The following is a 21,325-nucleotide window of genomic DNA, read 5'->3' as shown; positions in this document are numbered from 1 at the left end:
TTTAATCTAATTCAATTATAATTTTTCCAGGTGTCCAACTCCCATACATCTTAAATACAATATTTTCACTTCTTTCGGGAATCTCGTACGTGGCTTCTGTAATCACTTTTGTTGTTCCTTTGACTCTAATTCCATTCCATGTCGATTCCGTCATTTCATCGAATTCGATGGGATTGAAAAACTCTCCCTTCTTATTTATCAGCGGGAATGTTTGTGGTTTATAAACAACGCTTCCCTCTCCCGTTTTCTTATGATAGGTTATCCGTAGGGTAATTAATTTTTTCTCTGTCTTAAGGTCCGCTGGAGGGTCAACATGTTCTACCACAACTTCTTTATCCTCCGCTTCAAACACTTTCTCCCCGAGTGTCAATGTTTTATAAGCAGTCTCTTTTTCTTGCTCGATGAAATTCCCAGCTTGAACGGATTCGTCTTCCTCATCCATCATCTCTTCCTCAGAGGGGGCAGAAACCTCAAGCAGCCCTTCTGTGCCATCGACATCATTAGTAGACGTGTTGCTGGAATGGACCTGTTTCTGCTGAATATCTGGAATGGCAAACATCATGATAGCGGCCACTCCGCCAGCCAAGGCAGCCCCGCCAATACTGAATACATAACGGAATGCCTTTTCTGTCTGCCTGGTATTTGAAACTCCTCCACGAAAACCTTCACTTGGCGTAAGTTGAACCGCCTTCATTGCAGGGAGGGTGGCTCCGAAAATACCGGTAAAGACAGGAATCAAAAGTGTACCTAAGAAAAAGATGACCGATTCAGCCGGGAATTGGCTGTAACTAATAGTAATAACGACAAGGGATAGACAAAGGCCGAACACTCCGGCTAGCAATCCAGTGATAGCCCCTTCCCAAAGGACAAGCATCCGTACCGTACTATTCCTCCACCCTAATGCTTTCAGGACAGCGAATTCCGACTGACGCTCGGCAACATTCTGCCACATAATTTCTGCCGTCGTCAGGATAGCAATCAGCATCGCTACCCCCATCGCGATATAATGCATGACACCAACTTCCATGGCTACAAACTCACCCAGCCAGGTAGTGTACATTGTCCCACGTAATTGAAAGGTGATGAATAAAAAGTAGATCAACATAGCAGTCGGCAGTGCAATTGATACAATGGATAATAACGCTCTTTTCCATTGGGTCATCAATTGATTAGCTGCCATTCCGAAGCTCGTGAAGGCTTGAAAGCTATGTCTTTTCTTTGCTGTCACTTCTCCTATCTTAATCGTTTCATATGGAGAAATTCGCCGTACGAGAATACTTGGAATGAATGAACCCAACAAGTAAATCGACAGCCCGAATATGGCGATGGACAGCAGTCTCCATATGGAGGTCTGCACATCGTTCGTGACGTAAATGATTCCGAGAATCAACCAGCTGACTAAAGACACAAAGCTTCCAAGGATAAGAGCTTCTATAAATAACAGAAAGCTTAGTTGCTTCGGTCGCCAGCCTACAGCAAGCAATACGGCAAACTCCTTTTTACGTGCATACATCATCATGATGTTGGATGCAAACACATAAACGATAGCAACGACAATGACACTGGCGATAACACCAGATAAGCCCATCTTTGACTCTTTGAAGATGGAAATCGAAGAGCCAAGCTTAATCCACGGCTGTTCGACCCATCCAAGGCTCTCCTGCTCACCGGAAGCAGGAATGTGGGTAATTGCTGGCTGTGGGGATGATCCCAAGGTGATATCGGTGATCAAACCGGTTTTTTCTTCAATTTCACTGGCAATTTGTTCTAACACCTGTTCACTCGAATCGGACATTTCATCGACTCCCCGCACTTTTACGCGGATTGCCGAAATCGGTTCATCTCCGAGCACTTGAGAAGCAGCCTCGATGGTGGTCAGCAGAAGCGGAGGTTTCGTTAAAAAACCATAAGGATTGTTCAATGGCTTCATCGTCTCCGGAGGGTTGATAGGGTTCTGCTCACTATCCATGACCCATTTTGCGCTTGAAGGAAAATAAGTTTCCATGGGGAGTTCGTTCAGTGGATCTTTGGACAGATTCAATTGGGAAGGGTCAAATACTCCCTGAAAATCGAGTTCAAGACGGGGCCAACCTTCACTATTTTCAGAAAACATGGTAATAGGACGGTAGGCATGCTTCTGTGCCAGCGGACTATCCGCAGGAACGGTGTATGGTCTTACCTGATAAGCAAAAGGCCAGCGCTCTCCGAACGGACTGTTGACCTCTCGGTAAGTGACGGGGGACGGCTGGAACGCCATCCAATTGAACGAATCGAGTGATGCCTCGTTATGCTCATTGTTTCCTTTGATCAGCTCGATGGTTTTTTGGTGGGATTCTTCTGAGGTGAAAGTAAAGTGGTCGATCTGTTTCGCTTCCAAGTTGTCGAGGTATTGCTTTCCTCCCTGTTCCTTGACCTTGTTCATGACATCTTCTTGTTCATCCTGCTGGAATGATTGCTCTATTCTCTCAATGGTATAAGTGGAAGTTCCTTCGACAAACGACTCGGTGCTCAACAGGACAGGGATTTGAATGTTTTGCAGCCCTCCCCCGATATCTTTGACTGTTACAGATGATTTATTGTTGAAAAATCTCCTGGTTTGCTCCGTTTTATCCGAAATAGCATCATTCAATCCTGTTAATTGGGCTTCCGCTTCAGGATCGATTCCTGCAACCAGGATATTATTACTGTTGACCAGCTCTCCATTAAATCCTGTTACCCCATATTCCTGCTGGGTGCCTTGCGGAGCCTGCCACCTGCCAATAGTGAAATATAGCGTGTTCTCGTCCTCATAGGTATTGACACCGTTTGTCGTTGCGTTTTGCATATGTAATCGGTATATGCCAGGTTCGTTGTAAGTTACTTTTGCAAGTGTCGTGCCATAATCGACATACCCCATCATTGAGATTGGAGCAGCTGTTTCTATCTCTTGCATGGAGCGGATTGCTTCATATTGATCGAGGGAGATTCCTCCACTCAGCCCACTGAGATAGTTAGGTTCCAGTAACTGTTTATCTTCTGTGACGCTTCTGCTTCCTGGAGGACGGACGACTATATCATAAGAAGACTTCCAGCGTTTCTGCAGTTCATCGACGATGGTTCCTTGACTTGCTTGCGTCGTTCCCACCAGGTAACTTAATCCGATGCTTACAATCAATGCACCGATCAGCAGCAAAATGAATCGTTCCTTATTCCGCCACCAGGAATTCCAAATCAATCGTATCATAGGCCGGATACCCCCGTATCCCTTATGACGCTGCCATCTTTCATTTCGATCATACGATCAGCACGCACAGCCAGGGCTGATTCATGGGTGACAAAAATGACCCCACAGCCTTTCTCCTTATTGAGCCGGAGGAGCAGGTCAAAAATCATCTCGCCTGTTTCGGTATCCAGGTTGCCGGTAGGTTCGTCCGCCAACAGCCAATGCGGCTCATGGATTAAAGCTCTGGCTACAGCCACACGCTGTTGCTGCCCTCCTGAAAGCTGGGAAGGGAGAGAATTCATTTTATCCCCAAGTCCTACCTCTTCCAGTAATTGTTTCGCCCGCTCCTTTTTATCATAAGAAACCTTCCGGGATAACAACGGGGCCATCACATTCTCAAGAGCCGTCAGAGTAGGCAATAGGTGATACTGTTGAAAAACAAACCCAATGTTCTCAAATCGAAAATCAGCTAATTCTTTTGAATTAAACCCTTTCAAGTCTAATTTTCCATAGTGCACAGTCCCCCCTGATGGTTTATCCAATGTTCCGACCAGGCTTAAAAAAGTGGACTTGCCTGATCCAGATGAACCCACAATAGAGACGAACTCTCCTTCTTTGAACTCCAAATTCACTTGATTAAGAGCGATTGTATTTACACCGTCACCTTTAAACTCCTTATGCAATCGAATACATTTTATGGTATGTGTCATATTCCCCTTCCTCCATTATAAGTATTTTGTAAATTTTTTCTATTCTGACTTTAATAAATAGTATACATTATTCAAGTATGTTATTAAATATTTTTCACCTAAAACTTTCCTTTTGTTTGGTTGATATAAGTTTTATTTTAATTGGGAGTTCTTGGTTTATCTAGAGCAATTAATCGTATAATTAACATCTCAATGAATTTCAAATCAGACACCACCTCACTCACTCTAATTCTAAAGAATTCTGTTATTTCCTCTGATTTCCCCTATGATCATACTGCTATTCCCTTTTAAGTACCCCATAAATTGCGATACACTTAACTTCGTTGAATATTGACTAACATGGTTGTGATCCGAACAGGCATCAGCTTCATGGATGATTTGGCTTTCCGTTCACCTAAATATATAAGTTGCCCCAAGACTCTTTTTGTACTTTCCATAAATGATCGGTCTTCTGTACTTGGGAGCAAAGATTACGTGATACTTACAGTTTCATGTTGAATGTGCTAAACGGTTCACAGGGCATACCTCCTTTTATGGTGAGATGAAGTGGTCAGGAACCAACTCAGTCCTACCATGAAGTGAGGTTTTTTTATTCCCACGCTATACTCTCTCCGCAACTTCCGGTATACCCAGAGGATTTCTAATTCAATAAAAAAGACCCCCAACCAAAATGGTTGAGAGCCTTCCAAACGTTGATAATTAACGCTTTGAGAACTGAGGTGCACGACGAGCGCCTTTAAGACCGTATTTCTTACGTTCTTTCATGCGGGAGTCGCGAGTAAGGTAGCCTTCTCTTTTAAGAGCAGAACGGTATTCTGGATCTGCTTCCAACAAAGCACGGGCTACACCGTGGCGGATTGCGCCAGCTTGGCCGGTAAATCCTCCACCGTCTACGTTTACTAGTACATCGTAGCTTCCTTCTGTTTCTGTAGCAGCTAGAGGCTGCTTAATGATAGTACGAAGTGTTTCGTATGGGAAATAGCTTTCAGCGTCACGATTATTTACAACGATACGTCCAGTTCCTGGTACTAAACGCACGCGTGCAGTTGAGCTTTTACGGCGTCCGGTGCCGTAGTATTGTACTTGTGCCACTATCGTTTACCTCCTTTAATTATCCGCGAAGCTGGTATGCTTCAGGTTTTTGTGCTTGATGATTATGTTCCGGGCCACGGAATACGTGCAATTTTTTACCCATTTTACGGCCAAGGCTGCCTTTTGGAAGCATACCTTTTACTGTAAGTTCGAGCATTTGCTCAGGGTATTTCGTACGCATTTCGTATGCATTACGCTGCTTCAAACCACCTGGGTGGTTGGAGTGACGGTAATACATTTTGTCATTAAGCTTGTTACCAGTAAGTTCGATTTTTTCTGCGTTTACGATGATTACATGATCACCAGTGTCAGCATGCGGTGTGTATGTCGGTTTGTGCTTGCCGCGAAGAATAGCAGCAACTTCACTTGCCAAACGTCCAAGCGTTTGTCCTTCAGCATCCACAACAAGCCACTTGCGTTCAATATTATTTTCATTCGCCATGAAAGTTGTGCGCATGTTCAGTACCTCCTGAATTTCAATTTCCATAATCTTTTATCTAACGACGACTTCCCATATCCACTGATTAAGAACGATAACTGCAGTCTGTAGTTTTCTGTTCTTCCTCACTCAAATGGACCGGGCAGATTGCGTATTTCATCTATTCTACACGAATTAACTTTCCGGGGCTAATCGTGGTATAGAAATAAAATGCCATTAATCATACTATAACAATTAAGGTTGGATGTCAAGGAAATGTTACACTAGGAGCCGTTGTTTTGTAACGAATTTTTATCACTTTCCAAATAGGTGACATTCCATAGAAACAAACCTTGCGGCGGCGCTGTTTCACCGGCGGCTTTGCGGTCTTCTGCGGCAATCACTTGCGGGATCGAAGAAGCCGGTCTTTTCCCTTTGCCAATTTCCAGCAATGTTCCCACCAAAATTCGCACCATATTGTATAAAAAACCGCTGCCTTTAAAGGAAAAAATGATCATGTTTCCATCCCTGTGACAACTAGCCTGATAGATCGTACGGATTTTATCCCCTTGCAAGTCTGTTTTTGCAGAACAGAAAGAAGAAAAATCATGGCGTCCTTCCAACAGTGTGCAAGCTTTCTGAATCGCTTCCACATCGATTTCCCCACTCCTGCGCCAGTAAAAATGCCGTTGGAAGACATCGTCGTCCTCTGCATTCAACACAAAATAACGGTACTCCTTTTCCTCCACGTCATAGCGTGAGTGAAACGCATCATTTACTTTCTCCGCCGTGATTACGTGCACATCCTCCGGGAGCAAGGCATTCAGCGCTTTCTTCCAGTTTGGTTCCGGCATCTCGATGTCGGTATCGAAATGGATGACTTGTCCTTTTGCATGGACACCGGCATCGGTTCTTCCTGATGCTACAACTCTAACGAAATCGCCTTTATGGACTTTTGTCAACGCTTTTTCTATTTCTTCCTGTACAGTACGTCCATTCGGTTGGATTTGATATCCTGAAAAACCAGTTCCATCATAGCTAATAATACATTTTATCCGTCCCACTGTCTTCTAAACCCACTTTCTCAGTCACGTATGATAAATAATAAAATAACCACAACAGCAAACAGCGCATATACGCTGATGTCCAGCCGGCCGGTTTTCAGTTCTCTCAGCTTTGTCCTGCCTTCACCGCCTTGATATCCTCTTGCTTCCATGGCCATCGCCAACTCTTCTGCCCGTTTAAACGCACTGATGAACAATGGAACCAATAAGGGAACGACTGCCTGAATCCGCTCTTTAGCGGTACCGGTACGGAAATCCACTCCTCTGGAGGCCTGTGCCTTGGAGATTTTCTCTGTTTCCTGCATTAAAGTGGGGATGAACCGGAGAGAAATCGACATCATCAAGGCCAGCTCATGCACAGGAAACTTTATTTTTTTCAATGGCTGTAGCAAGCTTTCGATGGCATCGGTGATTTCGATTGGAGTCGTCGTTAAAGTAAGGAGCGAGGTAACCATGATTAACAGGAAAAACCGCAACGATATGGCAGCTCCTTGTGCAACAGCCCCGGAATAAATCGGATAGGAAAAAACACGGAAGAGAACTTCCCCTTCTTTTGTGACGATTAAATGCAGCAGCAGCGTAAAGACAATCAAAAACCAGACTGGGGTAAGCCCCTTAAGTATATAAGAAAAATGAATGCGGGTTGTAAGCGCGCATAGCAGGGAAAACACGGTCAATAATCCATAGCTCCAGACAGAATTTGCAAAAAACACCACGATCACAAATAAAAAAATGATGATCATCTTGGTACGCGGATCTAATCGATGGACGATGGATTCTCCTGGGACATATTGACCTATAATAAAGGCATTATTCATATCGACTTGCCCCTTTCACGATCAACGCTAACTCTTCCGCCAATTCCTTGATTGTCTGCCCATGATAGGATAGGTCAACTTGAAATCTATCTTTCACTTTCATGATGAATTGGATAACTTCCGGTACATCGAGTTGCACCTTTTGGAGGTCCTGTTGTCTGGTAAAAACCTCTGCAGGCTTACCCTCCAAATACTTTTCCCCTTTATTTAGAATGATGACATGATCTGCATAGGCCAGAGCATCTTCCATACTGTGGGTGACCAAAATAGTCGTCAAACCTTTTTGTTTATGAAGATGATGAAACATATCCATCATCTCTTTTTGCCCTTTCGGATCCAGTCCTGCGGTAGGCTCGTCCAAAACAAGCAGCTCGGGCTGAACAGCCAGTACCCCGGCTATTGCGACTCTCCTCATTTGTCCCCCGCTTAACTCAAAAGGTGATCGGGCAAGCAACTCTTCCGGCAGCTGGACAGCTTGCATTGCCTGGCCTACACGCTTCTCGACCTCTTGACGGTCCACCCCAAAGTTCAAAGGGCCAAAAGCAATGTCCTTGAAGACCGTTTCCTCAAACAGCTGATGTTCAGGATATTGGAAAACAATCCCAACCTTGCTGCGGAGTTCTTTGATTCCCTTAAGCTTAGCTTCAGCATGCAGGCGGTAAGGACCTATGGTCACTTCACCAGAGGAAGGCTTCAACAAACCGTTCAAGTGTTGGATCAATGTTGACTTTCCCGATCCTGTGTGCCCGATGATGGCGGTGAAAGATCCTGAAGAGACATCCATGCTAAGGTCATTGATGGCTCTGTGTTCAAATGGTGTATTGGGTTGATACGTATAGCTTACCTGTTTAAATGAAATCTCCATAGTTCCTCCAGCAGCTCGTCGTGGTTTAAAGGTTCTGAATCCAGAATAACATCCCGATCAGTCAATTCAGCAGAAAGTTTTGTAACAAAAGGTATATCCAAACCTATTTCTTTTAGTTCATCCCGTTTGGCAAAAATGCTTCTCGGAGGAGCTTCCATCCATACCTTCCCTTCATTCATCACAAGCACCCGATCCGCCAACGTCACTTCATTCAGATCGTGCGTGATCGTGACAAGCGATACATCATCTTGTTCTTTTACCGTTTTTACTGTTTCGATTATTTCCTTTCTACCACTCGGATCAAGCATGGCAGTAGCTTCATCTAAAATAATGACCTGCGGAGAAACGGCCAATACCCCCGCTATCGCTACTCGTTGTTTTTGACCACCGGATAAACGATGGGGTTCCTGTAACTCAAAGTCTTCCATTCTTACTGCTGCAAGACTACTTTTCAGCCGTCTGATCATTTCTTCTCTAGGAATTCCTCTGTTTTCCAAGCCAAAAGCAACATCGTCCCGTACAGTAGTGCCGACAAACTGGTTATCCGGATTTTGAAAGACCATTCCGACTTGCTTTCGGACATCCCAAATGGTTTCTTCATTTACTTCGAGTCCATTGATCAGAATTTTCCCTTTCTGTGGAAATAGAAGCCCATTCATCAGCTTCGCAATCGTTGACTTACCAGACCCATTGTGACCGATCACCGCCACCCATTCGGATGCACTGATTTCAAAGCTGACATCTTGCAGCACCCATGGCAAATCTTCTCCATAACGAAACCAGACATCCTGAAATTTCATTACCTTCTTCCCCATCTTCCACTCTCCTTTGGCTGTTGGACGGATATTTCCCCGGAAATAAAATCTGTCGAAAAAACTCAACTAGACATTTAAAGAAGAACTCAAGCACCTTGAAAAACCCGAGAGATGAAGAACAAACTCGAGTGGCGGTTCCCCTGTCGCTCAGAGGTTTGACTTAAGACCTCCAGAAAGTAGGCCGACTAATCCAGACATTTCAAATTCTGATAAAACAAAAAAGGGCTGGGATTCACCTCATGGAAGAGATTCTGTCCTGCCCTTCAAGCAATTGCTTTTAAAATTAAACCAACTCGATAATCGCCATTTCTGCACCGTCTCCACGACGAGGTCCCAGCTTAAGGACTCGAGTGTAACCGCCTTGACGCTCTTCATAGCGAGCAGCGATATCAGAAAATAGCTTTTGGATGACATCTTCGTTTTCGTTCGCTTCTGCATTGTATAGGAATGCAGCTGCTTGACGGCGGGCATGAAGATCACCGCGCTTACCAAGCGTAATCATTTTATCAACAACGGAGCGAAGTTCTTTTGCCTTCGCTTCAGTAGTTTCTAATCGTTCATGAATAATCAAGTCTGTGGCAAGGTTGCGAAGTAGTGCCATACGCACATCGGTTGTACGACCTAGTTTTCTAGCCATGGATTATCCCTCCCTTTTTCGAAATATCTAAAGGTGTCTATTCATTTATCAATCTTCTTTGCGTAATCCTAGACCAAGATCCTCTAGTTTATGTTTTACTTCTTCTAATGATTTGCGGCCAAGATTGCGAACCTTCATCATATCTTCTTCTGACTTATGAGCAAGCTCTTGTACCGTATTGATGCCGGCACGCTTAAGACAATTATAAGAACGGACCGATAAATCCAATTCTTCGATTGTCATTTCAAGAACTTTTTCTTTTTGATCTTCTTCTTTCTCAATCATGATTTCCGCACTTTGTGCTTCATCCGTAAGCCCTACGAAAATATTAAGATGCTCCGTATAAATCTTAGCGCCCAATGAAACAGCCTCTTCGGGTTGTATGCTTCCATCAGTCCAAACATCCAACGTCAATTTGTCGAAGTTGGTGATCTGGCCGACACGCGTGTTTTCCACCTGGTAAGTCACTCGTTCCACCGGAGTGAAAATCGAGTCTACCGGAATGACACCAATTGGCAAATCTTCATGATTGTTTGCTTCTGCTGGACGATATCCGCGGCCGCGTTCAGCTGCAATCTTCATACGAAAGTGAGCGTTCTCGCCCAATGTAGCAATATGAAGATCCGGGTTCAATACTTCCACATCACTATCATAAGTAATGTCGGCAGCTGTAACTTTTCCTTCTCCCTGAACATCGATTTCCAATGTTTTTTCTTCATCAGAATAGATTTTAAGAGCCAGCTTTTTCAAATTCAAAATAATGGTTGTCACGTCTTCTACTACTCCATCAATGGTAGAAAACTCATGAAGCACCCCATCAATTTGAATCGATGTCACAGCAGCGCCAGGAAGTGAGGATAAAAGGATACGACGCAAGGAGTTTCCTAGTGTAGTACCATATCCACGTTCAAGCGGTTCTACGACGAACTTGCCAAAGGTAGCGTCATCGCTCACCTCGACCGTTTCAATCTTTGGCTTTTCAATCTCAATCATTAATTAAAACCCTCCTTCAAAACGTCGAAACCCCGGTTAGACGTTATTGGTCTAACCGAAATTCCCCAGGTAGGCAGTTACCGTTCTCTGCACTATGCAACTTCGTATGCTTTTCTGTCATTTGCGATGCTGTAGGGTAACCAGACTAGATCAGCGATCTCTATCTGGTCTCCTGCATTTTTAGCTATCATAACCCATTATAGACAGGGTGACAAATTATATACGGATAAATTAAACACGACGACGTTTTGGTGGGCGGCAGCCATTGTGAGGAACTGGCGTTACGTCACGAATAGCTGTAACTTCTAAACCTGCTGCTTGAAGTGAACGGATTGCTGCTTCACGTCCAGCACCAGGACCCTTAACTGTTACTTCCAAGGTTTTCAAACCGTGCTCCATTCCTGCTTTTGCAGCAGCTTCAGCAGCCATCTGCGCAGCAAAAGGAGTCGATTTACGGGAACCTTTGAAACCAAGAGCGCCAGCGCTGCTCCAGCTTACAACGTTACCTTGAACATCAGAGATTGTCACGATAGTGTTGTTGAAAGTTGAACGGATATGAGCTATACCACTGTCAATATTCTTTTTCACACGACGTTTACGTGTATTTGTTTTACGTGCCATTGATTAACTAACCTCCTTTTAGCTTATTTTCTCTTGTTAGCGATTGTACGACGTGGGCCTTTACGAGTACGAGAGTTGTTCTTCGTTCTTTGTCCACGCAATGGAAGCCCTCTGCGATGGCGGATGCCACGATAAGAACCGATTTCGATCAAGCGTTTGATGTTCAGGGATACTTCACGGCGAAGATCACCCTCTACAGTGAACCGTTCTACTGCTTGACGAATTCTAGCTTGTTCATCCTCGGTTAAATCACGAACTCGTGTATCTTCTGAAACTCCAGCCTCTTTCAACACTTCTTTTGCAGTTGATTTACCAATACCATAGATATAGGTAAGGGAAATCACTACACGTTTATCACGCGGAATATCAATACCAGCAATACGTGCCATTAGATACGTGCACCTCCTTTAAATTAGCCTTGTTTTTGTTTATGCTTAGGGTTTTCACAGATTACCATGACTTTGCCTTTTCTGCGAATAACTTTACATTTTTCACAAATTGGTTTTACAGATGGTCTTACCTTCATCATCCATACCTCCTTTTGGATCGGAGCATTTATTTATAACGGTACGTGATACGTCCTCTTGTTAAATCATATGGGGAAAGCTCAACCGTCACTTTATCTCCAGGAAGAATCCGGATGAAATGCATACGAATTTTTCCAGAGACATGAGCTAAAACAGTATGACCGTTTTCTAATTCAACTTTGAACATCGCATTAGGTAACGTGTCAACAACGGTTCCTTCCACTTCAATTGCATCGTCTTTCGCCATCGAGTTGATCTCCCTTCTTCAAATCAGTCACTACTTCATTGACAAATTTTGATAGAGCAAAACGCAGCTTACCATTTGTTACGCGACCAGTTTCTAGAAGGCTGTTCTGGACTTCTGGAGAGATATAATCCATTAATTCAATATGATGCAGATTCTTCTTCTTCGGCCGATCATATTTTCTTTTTTCTCCATCAGCAAGCAAGACAAATCGATCATCAAGCATTTGAATGACGATCGCAAATTGACCAGCTTCCCGTCCCCGTGCAATACGAACAACTTGACCTATTCGCGGACTCGACTCTGATTCACTCAACCACAATCACCTTCACTTAGGCTTTTGTTAATATTTGAAAACCTTCTTTGGCAATGGCAAAGGTGTGTTTAAAGTGAGCACACATTTTACCATTTTGGGTGACAACTGTCCAATCATCTGCAAGAGATCAGTTGATTCTCCTGCATTCACCATTGGTTCAATGGCAAGGACCATGCCTTGCTTGGCATGCGATATATTAGAAAGGCGGACACCTGGCTTTGCCTTTTACAAACCTCTCATAAGGCCTCTTTGTTACCAGCAGCAGATTGTTCATATCGCTATCGACTATATCGACAGGATACATCCAAGCCGAATCGCCATGATAGGATGTTTGTTTCCCGGGCTCAACTCGTTTCAGCATATTAAGCATTCTACGGTTTCCGGTTATCCGGCGTTCCTTGCACAAGCTCGTCAATAACTGATGCGCAAATCTCCTGCGAAATCCATTATACCTTGTATGCACTGGAATTGCATCACCTTGCTGAATCTACCTTTCAGCAATATTATCCAAATCCCGCACCAATATACTCAGTTTAACGCAATTCGCCGATTTGATGTGTCTTAAGAAAGACTAACGGACCGGCAGCATCTCACGTTTCACAGGATGTATTGCCAATATCATTGAAAAAGGTTCTGTAGCTTTTCATCAATTTCCCGGAAGACCAAATCGATATCCTGGGCACCATTGATTTCAGCGAGATAACCTTTTTGCTGATAATAATCAAGCATTGGCTGTGTTTGTTCTACGTTCACTTCAAGACGTTTTTTAACTGTTGCCGGCTTATCGTCATCCCGTTGGATCAGTGCTGTACCATCACGGTCACAAATCCCCTCTACTTGTGGCGGATTAAATTGAACATGATAAGTAGCTCCGCAGGTCGGACAAATCCTTCTGCCAGTTAATCGCTCGATAAGTTGATCTTTCGGCACATCTACGTGTAAAACATAGTCGAGGGATTTCCCCATGTCTGCCAAAAGATTTTCCAAAGCCTCTGCTTGGGCAATCGTTCTAGGAAAACCGTCTAACAGGAAGCCCTTTTGGCTGTCATCTTTGCTTAACCGCTCACGGACAATACCAATAGTGACCTCGTCAGGGACAAGCTCCCCTTGATCCATATAAGATTTTGCTTGCTTACCGAGCTCCGTTCCTTCTTTAATAGCTAAACGGAACATATCTCCTGTTGAGATATGAGGGATTTGATATTTATCAACTATTTTTTCTGCCTGTGTCCCTTTACCGGCACCTGGCAGTCCCATCAGGATTAAATTCAATGACTTTCCCCTCGCTCTCATTTCTTCTAAAGAAACTCGGTTTGCTGCCATGCTATACATGCAAGGCATCAGCAAGGACAGCATGACCGGTTCACTTGATAAAGCCTTTGTAGTGGCGTTTGACAAGCTGGCTCTCTAGTTGTTTCATCGTCTGCAAAGCAACTCCTACAACAATCAAGAGGCTTGTTCCGCCAATTTGTACTGTCTGCGGCAGATTAGCAAGACTGCCCAAGACTAACGGAAGTACAGAAACGGCTGCTAAAAACAAAGCTCCTACAAAAGTAAGTCGATACATTACACGGGTCAAATACGTTTCGGTATTTTTACCCGGGCGTATGCCAGGAACATATCCGCCTTGTTTTTTCAGGTTTTCAGCCATTTGTTCAGGATTCACTTGAACAAATGTATAGAAATAAGTGAAAGCAATGATTAAGGCTACGTAAATCACCATTCCTATTGGCTGTGTATAGTCAAAGATAGTTTGAATCGTTCCCGCCATGCCGTCATTTCCAAAGAATCCGGCAACCGTTCTCGGTGCAATGATAAAGGAGACAGCAAAGATAACCGGGATTACTCCAGCTGCATTTACTTTTAGCGGTAAATGCGTAGAGTGACCGCCTACTGGCGAACGATTTACTAAACGTTTGGCGTACTGAATCGGGATTTTACGCAATGCCTGCTGGATAAAGACCACTCCGACAACCACTGCCAAAACCACCAACACAATCAAGGCGACAATGACTATGTTGATAAACAGATCATCGCCGACATCTCCGCCAAAATACTGTTCAAAAATTTGATTTATTCCATTTGGAATTGCCGCAACAATACCGGCGAATATTAAGATCGAAATCCCATTTCCTACACCATTGGCTGTGATTTGTTCACCAAGCCACATAAGAAAGGCGGTTCCACTTGTTAAAACAAGCGCGATAACTGCGAACTTTCCAAACCCAGGGTCTACTATTAACATTCCATTTGTCATGGCGTTAAAGCCGATAGACATGGTAGCAGCCTGGATAAAAGCAAGAATAATCGTTCCATATCTTGTGAATTGAGCTAATTTCTTCCGCCCTACTTCACCTTGCTTTTTCCACTCGGTAAATTTTGGTACAACATCCATTTGTAACAACTGCATGATAATCGAAGCGGTAATGTAAGGCATGATCCCCATTGCGAAAATGGAGAAGTTTTGCAATGCCCCACCGCCAAACGTGTTCAAAAAGCCAAACACGCTTTGTTCATTCATATCACCGATGGCATCGCGATTGGTAAACGGTACAGGAATAAACGTACCAAGCCGAAATACGATCAGCATCAACAAGGTGAATACGATTTTTTGACGAATGTCACCCACGCGCACAAAATTGGAGATTGTACGGAACATTAAATCACCTCTGTTTGACCGCCCGCTGCTTCAATAGCTTCTTTCGCTGAAGCAGAGAACTTATGAGCTTTTACGGTAAGTTTCTTTTCAATATTTCCATTTCCAAGAACTTTAATGCCGGCTTTTAGCTTGCTGACAACACCAGTCTCAAGTAAAAGCTCAGGTGTAACTTCTGTGCCTTCGTCGAATTGGTTAAGAGTGTCCAAATTGACGATCGCAAATTCTTTGCGGTGAATGTTGGTAAATCCACGCTTAGGCAGACGTTGGAACAAAGGCATTTGACCACCCTCGAAACCAGGACGAGTACCGCCGCCTGAACGAGCCTTCTGTCCTTTATGTCCGCGCCCAGCTGTTTTTCCATTACCTGAAGACATTCCTCGGCCTACACGATTACGTTTTTTGCGAGCTTCTGCTGGCTTCAATTCATGAAGTTTCATGCGAGCACCTCCTCTTTGCGCTATTCGTTAATTATACTTCTTTTACCGATACTAAGTGAGATACTTTATTGATCATGCCTCTGACGGCAGGAGTATCTTCACGGACTACCGATTGACGGATTTTATTCAAGCCAAGTGTCTTGACTGTAAGCTTTTGGCCTTCACTTCTGCCAATAACACTGCGCGTGAGGGTAATTTCTAACTTTTTAGCCATGTGATTTCCCTCCTTATCCTAACAGTTCTTCTACTGACTTACCACGTAGTTTGGCAACATCTTCTGCACGCTTCAGTTCGCTCAATCCATTGATTGTAGCACGAACCATGTTGATTGGTGTGTTGGATCCAAGTGATTTGGAAAGGATATCACCAATACCAGCAAGTTCAAGTACCGCACGGACAGGTCCGCCTGCGATAACTCCGGCACCTTCTGCAGCAGGCTTCATCAGGATGCTTCCTGCGCCAAATCCGCCAGTAATTTCGTGGGGGATAGTTGTTCCTACGATTGGTACAGTAATTAGATTTTTCTTCGCATCGTCGATTGCTTTTCTGATTGCATCTGGTACTTCCTGTGCTTTACCAGTACCAAATCCTACATGACCGTTTTTGTCGCCAACCACAACTAGTGCAGCAAAACGGAAACGACGTCCACCTTTTACTACTTTTGCGACACGGTTGATAGTAACTACACGTTCTTCGATATCTAATTTGTTCGGGTCAATGTTAGTACGCAATATATGTCCCTCCTTTTTCTATTAAAATTCAAGACCTGCTTCACGAGCAGCATCTGCCAATGCTTTTACACGTCCATGGTATAAGTAACCTCCGCGGTCGAATACCACATTCTTGTGTCCATTTTCAATTGCGCGATTAGCAAGCAATTCGCCTACTTTTTGAGCGGCTTCTACATTACCTGTTGCGTCCAGGTTAAGATCATTGTCTACAGTAGATGCACTTGCCAAAGTTTTGCTGTTTATATCATCGATTAGCTGTGCGTAGATGTGTTTGTTTGAACGATAAACGTTCAGACGTGGACGTTCAGCTGTTCCGAACAGATTTTTACGTACACGAGTATGGCGTTTTTTACGCACAACGTTCTTGTCAGGCTTTGTGATCATCTAGGTCACTCCTTTCTGTTCCCTAACCTACCTTATTTTGCAGTTTTACCTTCTTTACGACGTACATATTCGCCTTCGTAACGGATACCTTTCCCTTTATAAGGTTCAGGCGGACGAATGGCTCTGATATTAGCCGCTACAGCTCCGACTAATTCTTTATCGATACCTTTAACGGTAACTTTTGTGTTGGCAGGAACATCGATTTCGATTCCTTCCCGTGGTTCGATTTCCACTGGATGGGAATAACCTGCATTAATGACTACCTTGTCACCTTGCTTCGTAGCACGGTAACCTACACCATTAATCTCCAGGCTTTTTTCGTAACCTTTATGGACTCCCTCAACCATATTGCCGATCAAGCTGCGGGTAGTACCATGCAGGGCGCGATGTTCTTTACTGTCGCTCGGACGCTCTACAGTAAGAACATTATCTTCGATTTTCACTTCGATGTCCGGATGGAAAGTACGGGAAAGCTCTCCTTTAGGACCTTTAACTGTAACGGTGTTTCCATCTTGCTTGATTTCCACACCCTCTGGGATTTCCAAAATTTTAAAACCTACACGAGACATTCAAAGCACCTCCTATCTTGTCTGAATAAATTACCAAATATATGCTAGCACTTCGCCGCCAATTGCTTGCGCACGTGCTTCTTTGTCAGATAAAACGCCTTTTGAAGTAGAAACAATTGCGATGCCAAGTCCGTTCAATACTTTCGGTATTTCGTCGGCTTTAGCATAGACACGCAATCCTGGCTTACTGATTCTCTTCAGCCCGGAAATGACTCTTTCTTCATTAGTACCGTATTTAAGGAAAATACGTAGAACACCTTGTTTGTTATCTTCGATAAATTCGTAATCGCGCACGAAGCCTTCACGCTTAAGAATGTCTGCAACCTCTTTTTTAAGCTTAGAAGCAGGCACCTCTAGCTTCTCATGGCGTACCATGTTGGCATTACGAATACGAGTAAGCATATCTGCGATTGGATCTGTCATAACCATTATTCATTACCTCCTTCCCTGATCGGGGATTACCAGCTTGCTTTTTTGACACCAGGAATTTGACCTTTATAGGCAAGTTCACGGAAACAAATACGGCAAAGTTTGAATTTGCGCAATACAGAGTGTGGACGTCCGCAGCGTTCGCAACGTGTGTACTCTTGTACTTTAAATTTCTGTTTGCGTTTTTGCTTCGCAATCATTGATTTCTTAGCCACAATTTTCCCTCCTTGTGTTAGCTCTAATGCTTATTTTTGAAAAGGCATGCCAAGCTGAGCTAAAAGTTCACGTGCTTCTTCGTCAGTACTAGAAGTAGTTACAATAACTACGTCCATACCACGAACTTTATTGACTTTGTCATAATTAATTTCCGGGAAAATCAATTGTTCTTTAATACCAAGCGTATAGTTACCGCGTCCGTCAAATGCTTTCTTAGAGATACCACGGAAGTCACGCACACGTGGCAATGATACCCCGATCAGCTTTTGAAGGAATTCGTACATACGCTCACCGCGAAGGGTTACTTTTGCCCCGATAGGCATTCCCTCACGCAAACGGAATCCTGCAATTGATTTCTTTGCTTTTGTAACCACTGGCTGTTGTCCGGAGATAAGCGAAAGTTCTTCCACAGCGTTATCCAACGCTTTAGTGTTCTGAACCGCATCACCCACACCCATGTTGATTACGATTTTTTCGATTTTAGGCACTTGCATTACTGAGTCATAATTAAATTTTTCTGCCAATGAAGGAACGATTTCCTCTTGGTATCTTTTTTTCAATTCGTTCATCGAGTAGCCCTCCTTTCACCGCTGATTTATTTATCTAATGCTTCACCGGATTTTTTAGCTATACGGACTTTCTTACCATCGCGCACTTCATGTCCAACACGGGTTGGTTCGCCGGATTTCGGATCAATCGGCATTACATTGGAAACATGGATAGGTGCTTCCTGGTTAAGAATTCCGCCCTGCGGGTTATCCTGAGAAGGTTTTGCGTGCTTCTTCACGACATTGATGCCTTCGACCAACACGCGCTCTTTTTTCGGGTAAGCTTCGAGAATAGTGCCTTGTTTGCCGCTATCCTTGCCTGCTATTACCTGAACTTTATCACCTTTTTTAACATGCATGCTTGCTGCACCTCCTTACAAGGCTTTTAATTCGCTTATAGTACTTCTGGAGCTAGGGAAACGATTTTCATGAATTTAGCATCACGCAATTCACGTGCTACTGGTCCAAAGATACGAGTACCGCGCGGACTTTTATCTTCACGTACAATTACCGCTGCATTTTCATCAAATCGAATGTAAGAACCGTCTTTACGGCGCATTCCGCTTTTAGAACGGACAATGACAGCACGCACGACTTCACCTTTTTTAACAACGCCGCCTGGTGTTGCTTGTTTCACCGTACACACAATCACATCGCCGATATTGGCAGTTTTACGGCCGGAACCGCCCAGCACTTTAATTGCAAGCACTTCACGTGCTCCTGAGTTATCTGCAACTTTTAAACGAGTTTCTTGTTGAATCATACTGCTTGAACCTCCCTTCGGAATCCTTCCGAGCGAACTTTATTAAATAATAACCGCTTCTTCAACGATTTCAACTAGACGGAAACGCTTTGTAGCTGAAAGCGGACGAGTTTCCATGATGCGCACAACGTCGCCGATTTTTGCTTGGTTGTTTTCATCATGCACTTTGAATTTTTTGGAGTACTTAACACGTTTTCCATAAAGCTTATGGAACTTGTAGGTTTCGACTAATACGGTAATGGTTTTATCCATTTTATCTGATACTACACGGCCGTTATAGACCTTACGATTGTTACGTTCACTCATGTGAGGCTAACCTCCTCTCGGGTTTATCAGTTATTAACGCTTAGTTCTCTTTCACGTACAACAGTTTTCATGCGTGCGATCGATTTACGAACTTCACGAAGACGTGCGGTGTTTTCCAATTGGCCGGTGGCTAGTTGGAAACGCAAGTTGAATAGCTCTTCTTTTAAAGATTTAACTTTTTGTTCAATTTCGGCAGTGGTTAACTCTCTGATTTCATTAGCCTTCATTGATTTCACCACCAATTTCTTCACGTTTTACAAATTTCGTTCTGATCGGCAGTTTATGAGAAGCAAGACGCAATGCTTCACGTGCTACTTCTTCAGAAACTCCGGCAATTTCAAACATGATTTTACCTGGTTTTACTACTGCGACCCATCCTTCAGGAGCACCTTTACCGGAACCCATCCGAACCTCAAGAGGTTTAGCAGTATAAGGTTTGTCTGGGAAAATTTTGATCCAAACTTTACCGCCACGCTTCATGTAACGGGTCATTGCAATACGAGCAGCCTCGATTTGACGGCTTGTAATCCAAGAAGCGTCTATAGCTTGTAGTCCATATTCACCAAATGCAACAGTCGTGCCGCCTTTCGCTTTACCAGTCATGCGGCCGCGGTGTTGTTTACGATATTTTACACGTTTAGGCATTAACATAATGCGTTCCCCCTTCCTTATTGATTGTTTTTGGTTGGAAGGACTTCTCCACGATAAATCCACACTTTGACACCAAGTTTACCATACGTAGTATCTGCTTCAGCAGTACCATAGTCAATGTCAGCGCGAAGTGTGTGAAGTGGTACAGTTCCTTCGCTGTAATGTTCTGCACGGGCAATGTCTGCTCCACCAAGACGACCGGAAACTTGCGTACGAATACCTTTAGCTCCCGCACGCATAGCGCGTTGGATCGTTTGTTTTTGAGCACGACGGAAAGAAATACGGTTTTCCAATTGACGTGCGATGTTTTCAGCTACCAATGTAGCGTCAAGATCTGCTTTCTTCACTTCAACGATATTGATATGAACTCTCTTGCCAGTCAAAGCGTTCAAAGATTTACGCAATGCTTCTACTTCAGAACCGCCTTTACCGATAACCATTCCTGGCTTCGCAGTTGAAATAGAAATGTTCACGCGATTTGCTGCACGTTCAATTTCAATGCTTGAAACTGCTGCATCTTTGAGACGCTTTTCGATATATTCACGAATTTTAATGTCTTCATGTAACAAGTCTGCGTAATCTTTGCCAGCGTACCATTTGGATTCCCAATCACGGATGACGCCGACTCGAAGTCCTACAGGATTAACTTTTTGACCCACTGATTATCCCTCCTTATGTTCTGATACAACCACAGTGATATGGCTGGTTCTTTTATTGATTTGACTAGCACGACCCATTGCACGAGGGCGGAAACGTTTCAGCGTAACCCCTTCGTTTACGAATGCTTCAGATACTACCAAATCATCCGGGTTCATTTCATAATTGTGTTCAGCATTAGCGATAGCTGATTTCAGTACCTTCTCCACAACTGGTGAAGCACCGCGTTGTGTATGATTTAGAATTGCAACGGCTTCTCCGACTTTTTTTCCTCGAATTAAATCTACGACTAAACGAACTTTACGAGGAGCAATACGAACAGATTTCGCAACGGCTTTAGCTTGCATCAAGAGTGCCTCCTCTCATTAGCGTTTTGTTTTCTTATCATCGCCAGCATGCCCTTTGAACGTGCGGGTTGGCGCGAATTCACCTAATTTATGTCCGACCATATCTTCGGTGACATATACCGGTACGTGTTTACGACCGTCATATACAGCGATGGTATGACCAACAAAGTTAGGGAATATAGTAGAACGACGAGACCAAGTTCTCACAACTTGTTTCTTGTTGTCTTCGTTCAATTTTTCGACTTTTTTCATTAAATGGTCATCTGCGAAAGGTCCTTTTTTTAAGCTGCGACCCATACATAAACC

33 protein-coding genes and 2 pseudogenes are annotated in these 21,325 nt (G+C 43.7%); all 35 read right to left on the bottom strand.

Annotation, left to right across the window (positions count from 1 at the left end; genetic code table 11):
• Position 1 precedes the first annotated feature (1 nt).
• On the bottom strand, positions 2-3,223 hold the full coding sequence (locus ERJ70_RS00305) for an ABC transporter permease (RefSeq protein ID WP_209366441.1): 3,222 nt from the start codon (positions 3,221-3,223) through the stop codon (positions 2-4).
• Positions 3,220-3,912 carry an ABC transporter ATP-binding protein gene (locus tag ERJ70_RS00300; protein ID WP_209366440.1) on the bottom strand — a complete coding sequence of 231 codons (693 nt, stop codon included), beginning with the start codon at positions 3,910-3,912 and terminating at the stop codon, positions 3,220-3,222. The genes ERJ70_RS00305 and ERJ70_RS00300 overlap by 4 nt, the downstream gene beginning before the upstream one ends.
• 246 nt (positions 3,913-4,158) lie before the next feature.
• Positions 4,159-4,428 (bottom strand): annotated as a pseudogene (gene tnpA / locus ERJ70_RS19940) (IS200/IS605 family transposase); the annotation flags it as partial.
• Between the two features lie 183 nt (positions 4,429-4,611).
• Positions 4,612-5,004, bottom strand: a complete 393-nt coding sequence (rpsI, locus tag ERJ70_RS00285) for a 30S ribosomal protein S9 (protein WP_053217590.1) — start codon at positions 5,002-5,004, stop codon at positions 4,612-4,614.
• A gap of 19 nt (positions 5,005-5,023) precedes the next feature.
• The gene (rplM, locus tag ERJ70_RS00280) at positions 5,024-5,461 is read right to left on the bottom strand and encodes a 50S ribosomal protein L13 (protein ID WP_209366439.1); all 438 of its coding nucleotides are present in this window, start codon (positions 5,459-5,461) and stop codon (positions 5,024-5,026) included.
• Between the two features lie 245 nt (positions 5,462-5,706).
• Positions 5,707-6,486: a tRNA pseudouridine(38-40) synthase TruA gene (gene truA / locus ERJ70_RS00275; protein WP_209366438.1), complete on the bottom strand. Its 780-nt coding sequence runs from the start codon at positions 6,484-6,486 to the stop codon at positions 5,707-5,709.
• 20 nt (positions 6,487-6,506) lie between these two features.
• Complete coding sequence (locus ERJ70_RS00270; protein ID WP_209366437.1) at positions 6,507-7,304, bottom strand: energy-coupling factor transporter transmembrane component T family protein; 798 nt, start codon at positions 7,302-7,304, stop codon at positions 6,507-6,509.
• Positions 7,297-8,169, bottom strand: a complete 873-nt coding sequence (locus ERJ70_RS00265; protein WP_209366436.1) for an energy-coupling factor ABC transporter ATP-binding protein — start codon at positions 8,167-8,169, stop codon at positions 7,297-7,299. The genes ERJ70_RS00270 and ERJ70_RS00265 overlap by 8 nt, the downstream gene beginning before the upstream one ends.
• Positions 8,145-8,984: an energy-coupling factor ABC transporter ATP-binding protein gene (locus tag ERJ70_RS00260; RefSeq protein WP_209366435.1), complete on the bottom strand. Its 840-nt coding sequence runs from the start codon at positions 8,982-8,984 to the stop codon at positions 8,145-8,147. Before ERJ70_RS00260 ends, ERJ70_RS00265 begins: the two co-directional genes overlap by 25 nt.
• A gap of 283 nt (positions 8,985-9,267) precedes the next feature.
• Positions 9,268-9,621, bottom strand: a complete 354-nt coding sequence (rplQ, locus tag ERJ70_RS00255) for a 50S ribosomal protein L17 (RefSeq protein WP_026569069.1) — start codon at positions 9,619-9,621, stop codon at positions 9,268-9,270.
• 48 nt (positions 9,622-9,669) lie between these two features.
• Positions 9,670-10,614, bottom strand: coding sequence for a DNA-directed RNA polymerase subunit alpha (locus ERJ70_RS00250; protein ID WP_209366434.1), 945 nt, complete (start codon positions 10,612-10,614; stop codon positions 9,670-9,672).
• 231 nt (positions 10,615-10,845) lie between these two features.
• On the bottom strand, positions 10,846-11,235 hold the full coding sequence (gene rpsK, locus ERJ70_RS00245) for a 30S ribosomal protein S11 (RefSeq protein ID WP_026569067.1): 390 nt from the start codon (positions 11,233-11,235) through the stop codon (positions 10,846-10,848).
• A gap of 23 nt (positions 11,236-11,258) precedes the next feature.
• A complete protein-coding gene (rpsM, locus tag ERJ70_RS00240) occupies positions 11,259-11,624 on the bottom strand; it encodes a 30S ribosomal protein S13 (RefSeq protein WP_209366433.1) in 366 nt (121 codons plus the stop codon).
• Between the two features lie 23 nt (positions 11,625-11,647).
• Positions 11,648-11,761: a 50S ribosomal protein L36 gene (rpmJ, locus tag ERJ70_RS00235; protein ID WP_003156543.1), complete on the bottom strand. Its 114-nt coding sequence runs from the start codon at positions 11,759-11,761 to the stop codon at positions 11,648-11,650.
• Positions 11,762-11,790: 29 nt separating this feature from the next.
• The gene (gene infA, locus ERJ70_RS00230) at positions 11,791-12,009 is read right to left on the bottom strand and encodes a translation initiation factor IF-1 (protein ID WP_062321807.1); all 219 of its coding nucleotides are present in this window, start codon (positions 12,007-12,009) and stop codon (positions 11,791-11,793) included.
• A complete protein-coding gene (locus ERJ70_RS00225; protein ID WP_074601251.1) occupies positions 11,987-12,322 on the bottom strand; it encodes a KOW domain-containing RNA-binding protein in 336 nt (111 codons plus the stop codon). Before ERJ70_RS00225 ends, infA begins: the two co-directional genes overlap by 23 nt.
• Before the next feature lie 16 nt (positions 12,323-12,338).
• Positions 12,339-12,659, bottom strand: a pseudogene (locus ERJ70_RS20255) (type I methionyl aminopeptidase); the annotation flags it as partial.
• A 281-nt stretch (positions 12,660-12,940) separates the two neighbouring features.
• On the bottom strand, positions 12,941-13,594 hold the full coding sequence (locus ERJ70_RS00220; RefSeq protein WP_209366432.1) for an adenylate kinase: 654 nt from the start codon (positions 13,592-13,594) through the stop codon (positions 12,941-12,943).
• A gap of 91 nt (positions 13,595-13,685) precedes the next feature.
• Positions 13,686-14,981: a preprotein translocase subunit SecY gene (gene secY / locus ERJ70_RS00215; RefSeq protein WP_209366431.1), complete on the bottom strand. Its 1,296-nt coding sequence runs from the start codon at positions 14,979-14,981 to the stop codon at positions 13,686-13,688.
• The gene (gene rplO / locus ERJ70_RS00210; protein WP_026569062.1) at positions 14,981-15,418 is read right to left on the bottom strand and encodes a 50S ribosomal protein L15; all 438 of its coding nucleotides are present in this window, start codon (positions 15,416-15,418) and stop codon (positions 14,981-14,983) included. Before rplO ends, secY begins: the two co-directional genes overlap by 1 nt.
• A gap of 31 nt (positions 15,419-15,449) precedes the next feature.
• On the bottom strand, positions 15,450-15,632 hold the full coding sequence (gene rpmD / locus ERJ70_RS00205) for a 50S ribosomal protein L30 (RefSeq protein WP_026569061.1): 183 nt from the start codon (positions 15,630-15,632) through the stop codon (positions 15,450-15,452).
• A 13-nt stretch (positions 15,633-15,645) separates the two neighbouring features.
• Positions 15,646-16,149, bottom strand: coding sequence for a 30S ribosomal protein S5 (rpsE, locus tag ERJ70_RS00200; protein ID WP_209366430.1), 504 nt, complete (start codon positions 16,147-16,149; stop codon positions 15,646-15,648).
• Positions 16,150-16,170: 21 nt separating this feature from the next.
• Positions 16,171-16,533: a 50S ribosomal protein L18 gene (gene rplR / locus ERJ70_RS00195; RefSeq protein ID WP_074601247.1), complete on the bottom strand. Its 363-nt coding sequence runs from the start codon at positions 16,531-16,533 to the stop codon at positions 16,171-16,173.
• 32 nt (positions 16,534-16,565) lie between these two features.
• Positions 16,566-17,102 (bottom strand): 50S ribosomal protein L6, encoded by a 537-nt coding sequence (gene rplF / locus ERJ70_RS00190; RefSeq protein WP_074601246.1) that lies wholly within the window; start codon positions 17,100-17,102, stop codon positions 16,566-16,568.
• A 30-nt stretch (positions 17,103-17,132) separates the two neighbouring features.
• Positions 17,133-17,531 (bottom strand): 30S ribosomal protein S8, encoded by a 399-nt coding sequence (gene rpsH, locus ERJ70_RS00185; protein WP_074601245.1) that lies wholly within the window; start codon positions 17,529-17,531, stop codon positions 17,133-17,135.
• Between the two features lie 29 nt (positions 17,532-17,560).
• Positions 17,561-17,746, bottom strand: coding sequence for a type Z 30S ribosomal protein S14 (locus ERJ70_RS00180; protein WP_026569056.1), 186 nt, complete (start codon positions 17,744-17,746; stop codon positions 17,561-17,563).
• Between the two features lie 30 nt (positions 17,747-17,776).
• Positions 17,777-18,316, bottom strand: coding sequence for a 50S ribosomal protein L5 (gene rplE, locus ERJ70_RS00175; protein ID WP_074601244.1), 540 nt, complete (start codon positions 18,314-18,316; stop codon positions 17,777-17,779).
• Positions 18,317-18,342: 26 nt separating this feature from the next.
• The gene (gene rplX, locus ERJ70_RS00170; protein WP_074601243.1) at positions 18,343-18,654 is read right to left on the bottom strand and encodes a 50S ribosomal protein L24; all 312 of its coding nucleotides are present in this window, start codon (positions 18,652-18,654) and stop codon (positions 18,343-18,345) included.
• A 35-nt stretch (positions 18,655-18,689) separates the two neighbouring features.
• Positions 18,690-19,058, bottom strand: a complete 369-nt coding sequence (rplN, locus tag ERJ70_RS00165; protein WP_074601242.1) for a 50S ribosomal protein L14 — start codon at positions 19,056-19,058, stop codon at positions 18,690-18,692.
• Between the two features lie 42 nt (positions 19,059-19,100).
• Entirely contained in the window at positions 19,101-19,364 is a 264-nt protein-coding gene (rpsQ, locus tag ERJ70_RS00160; RefSeq protein ID WP_026569052.1) for a 30S ribosomal protein S17, read from the bottom strand.
• Between the two features lie 26 nt (positions 19,365-19,390).
• Positions 19,391-19,591, bottom strand: a complete 201-nt coding sequence (rpmC, locus tag ERJ70_RS00155; protein WP_017473656.1) for a 50S ribosomal protein L29 — start codon at positions 19,589-19,591, stop codon at positions 19,391-19,393.
• Positions 19,581-20,015: a 50S ribosomal protein L16 gene (gene rplP / locus ERJ70_RS00150; RefSeq protein ID WP_074601241.1), complete on the bottom strand. Its 435-nt coding sequence runs from the start codon at positions 20,013-20,015 to the stop codon at positions 19,581-19,583. The genes rpmC and rplP overlap by 11 nt, the downstream gene beginning before the upstream one ends.
• A gap of 17 nt (positions 20,016-20,032) precedes the next feature.
• Complete coding sequence (gene rpsC, locus ERJ70_RS00145; protein ID WP_026569050.1) at positions 20,033-20,674, bottom strand: 30S ribosomal protein S3; 642 nt, start codon at positions 20,672-20,674, stop codon at positions 20,033-20,035.
• 3 nt (positions 20,675-20,677) lie between these two features.
• Positions 20,678-21,019 carry a 50S ribosomal protein L22 gene (gene rplV, locus ERJ70_RS00140; RefSeq protein ID WP_209366429.1) on the bottom strand — a complete coding sequence of 114 codons (342 nt, stop codon included), beginning with the start codon at positions 21,017-21,019 and terminating at the stop codon, positions 20,678-20,680.
• A gap of 18 nt (positions 21,020-21,037) precedes the next feature.
• A complete protein-coding gene (gene rpsS, locus ERJ70_RS00135) occupies positions 21,038-21,316 on the bottom strand; it encodes a 30S ribosomal protein S19 (RefSeq protein WP_026569048.1) in 279 nt (92 codons plus the stop codon).
• Positions 21,317-21,325: the final 9 nt, after the last annotated feature.

It is taken from the genome of Sediminibacillus dalangtanensis (assembly GCF_017792025.1).
Taxonomy (GTDB): Bacteria; Bacillota; Bacilli; order Bacillales; family Amphibacillaceae; genus Sediminibacillus; species Sediminibacillus dalangtanensis.
This window is presented reverse-complemented; position numbering and strand designations above follow the sequence as displayed.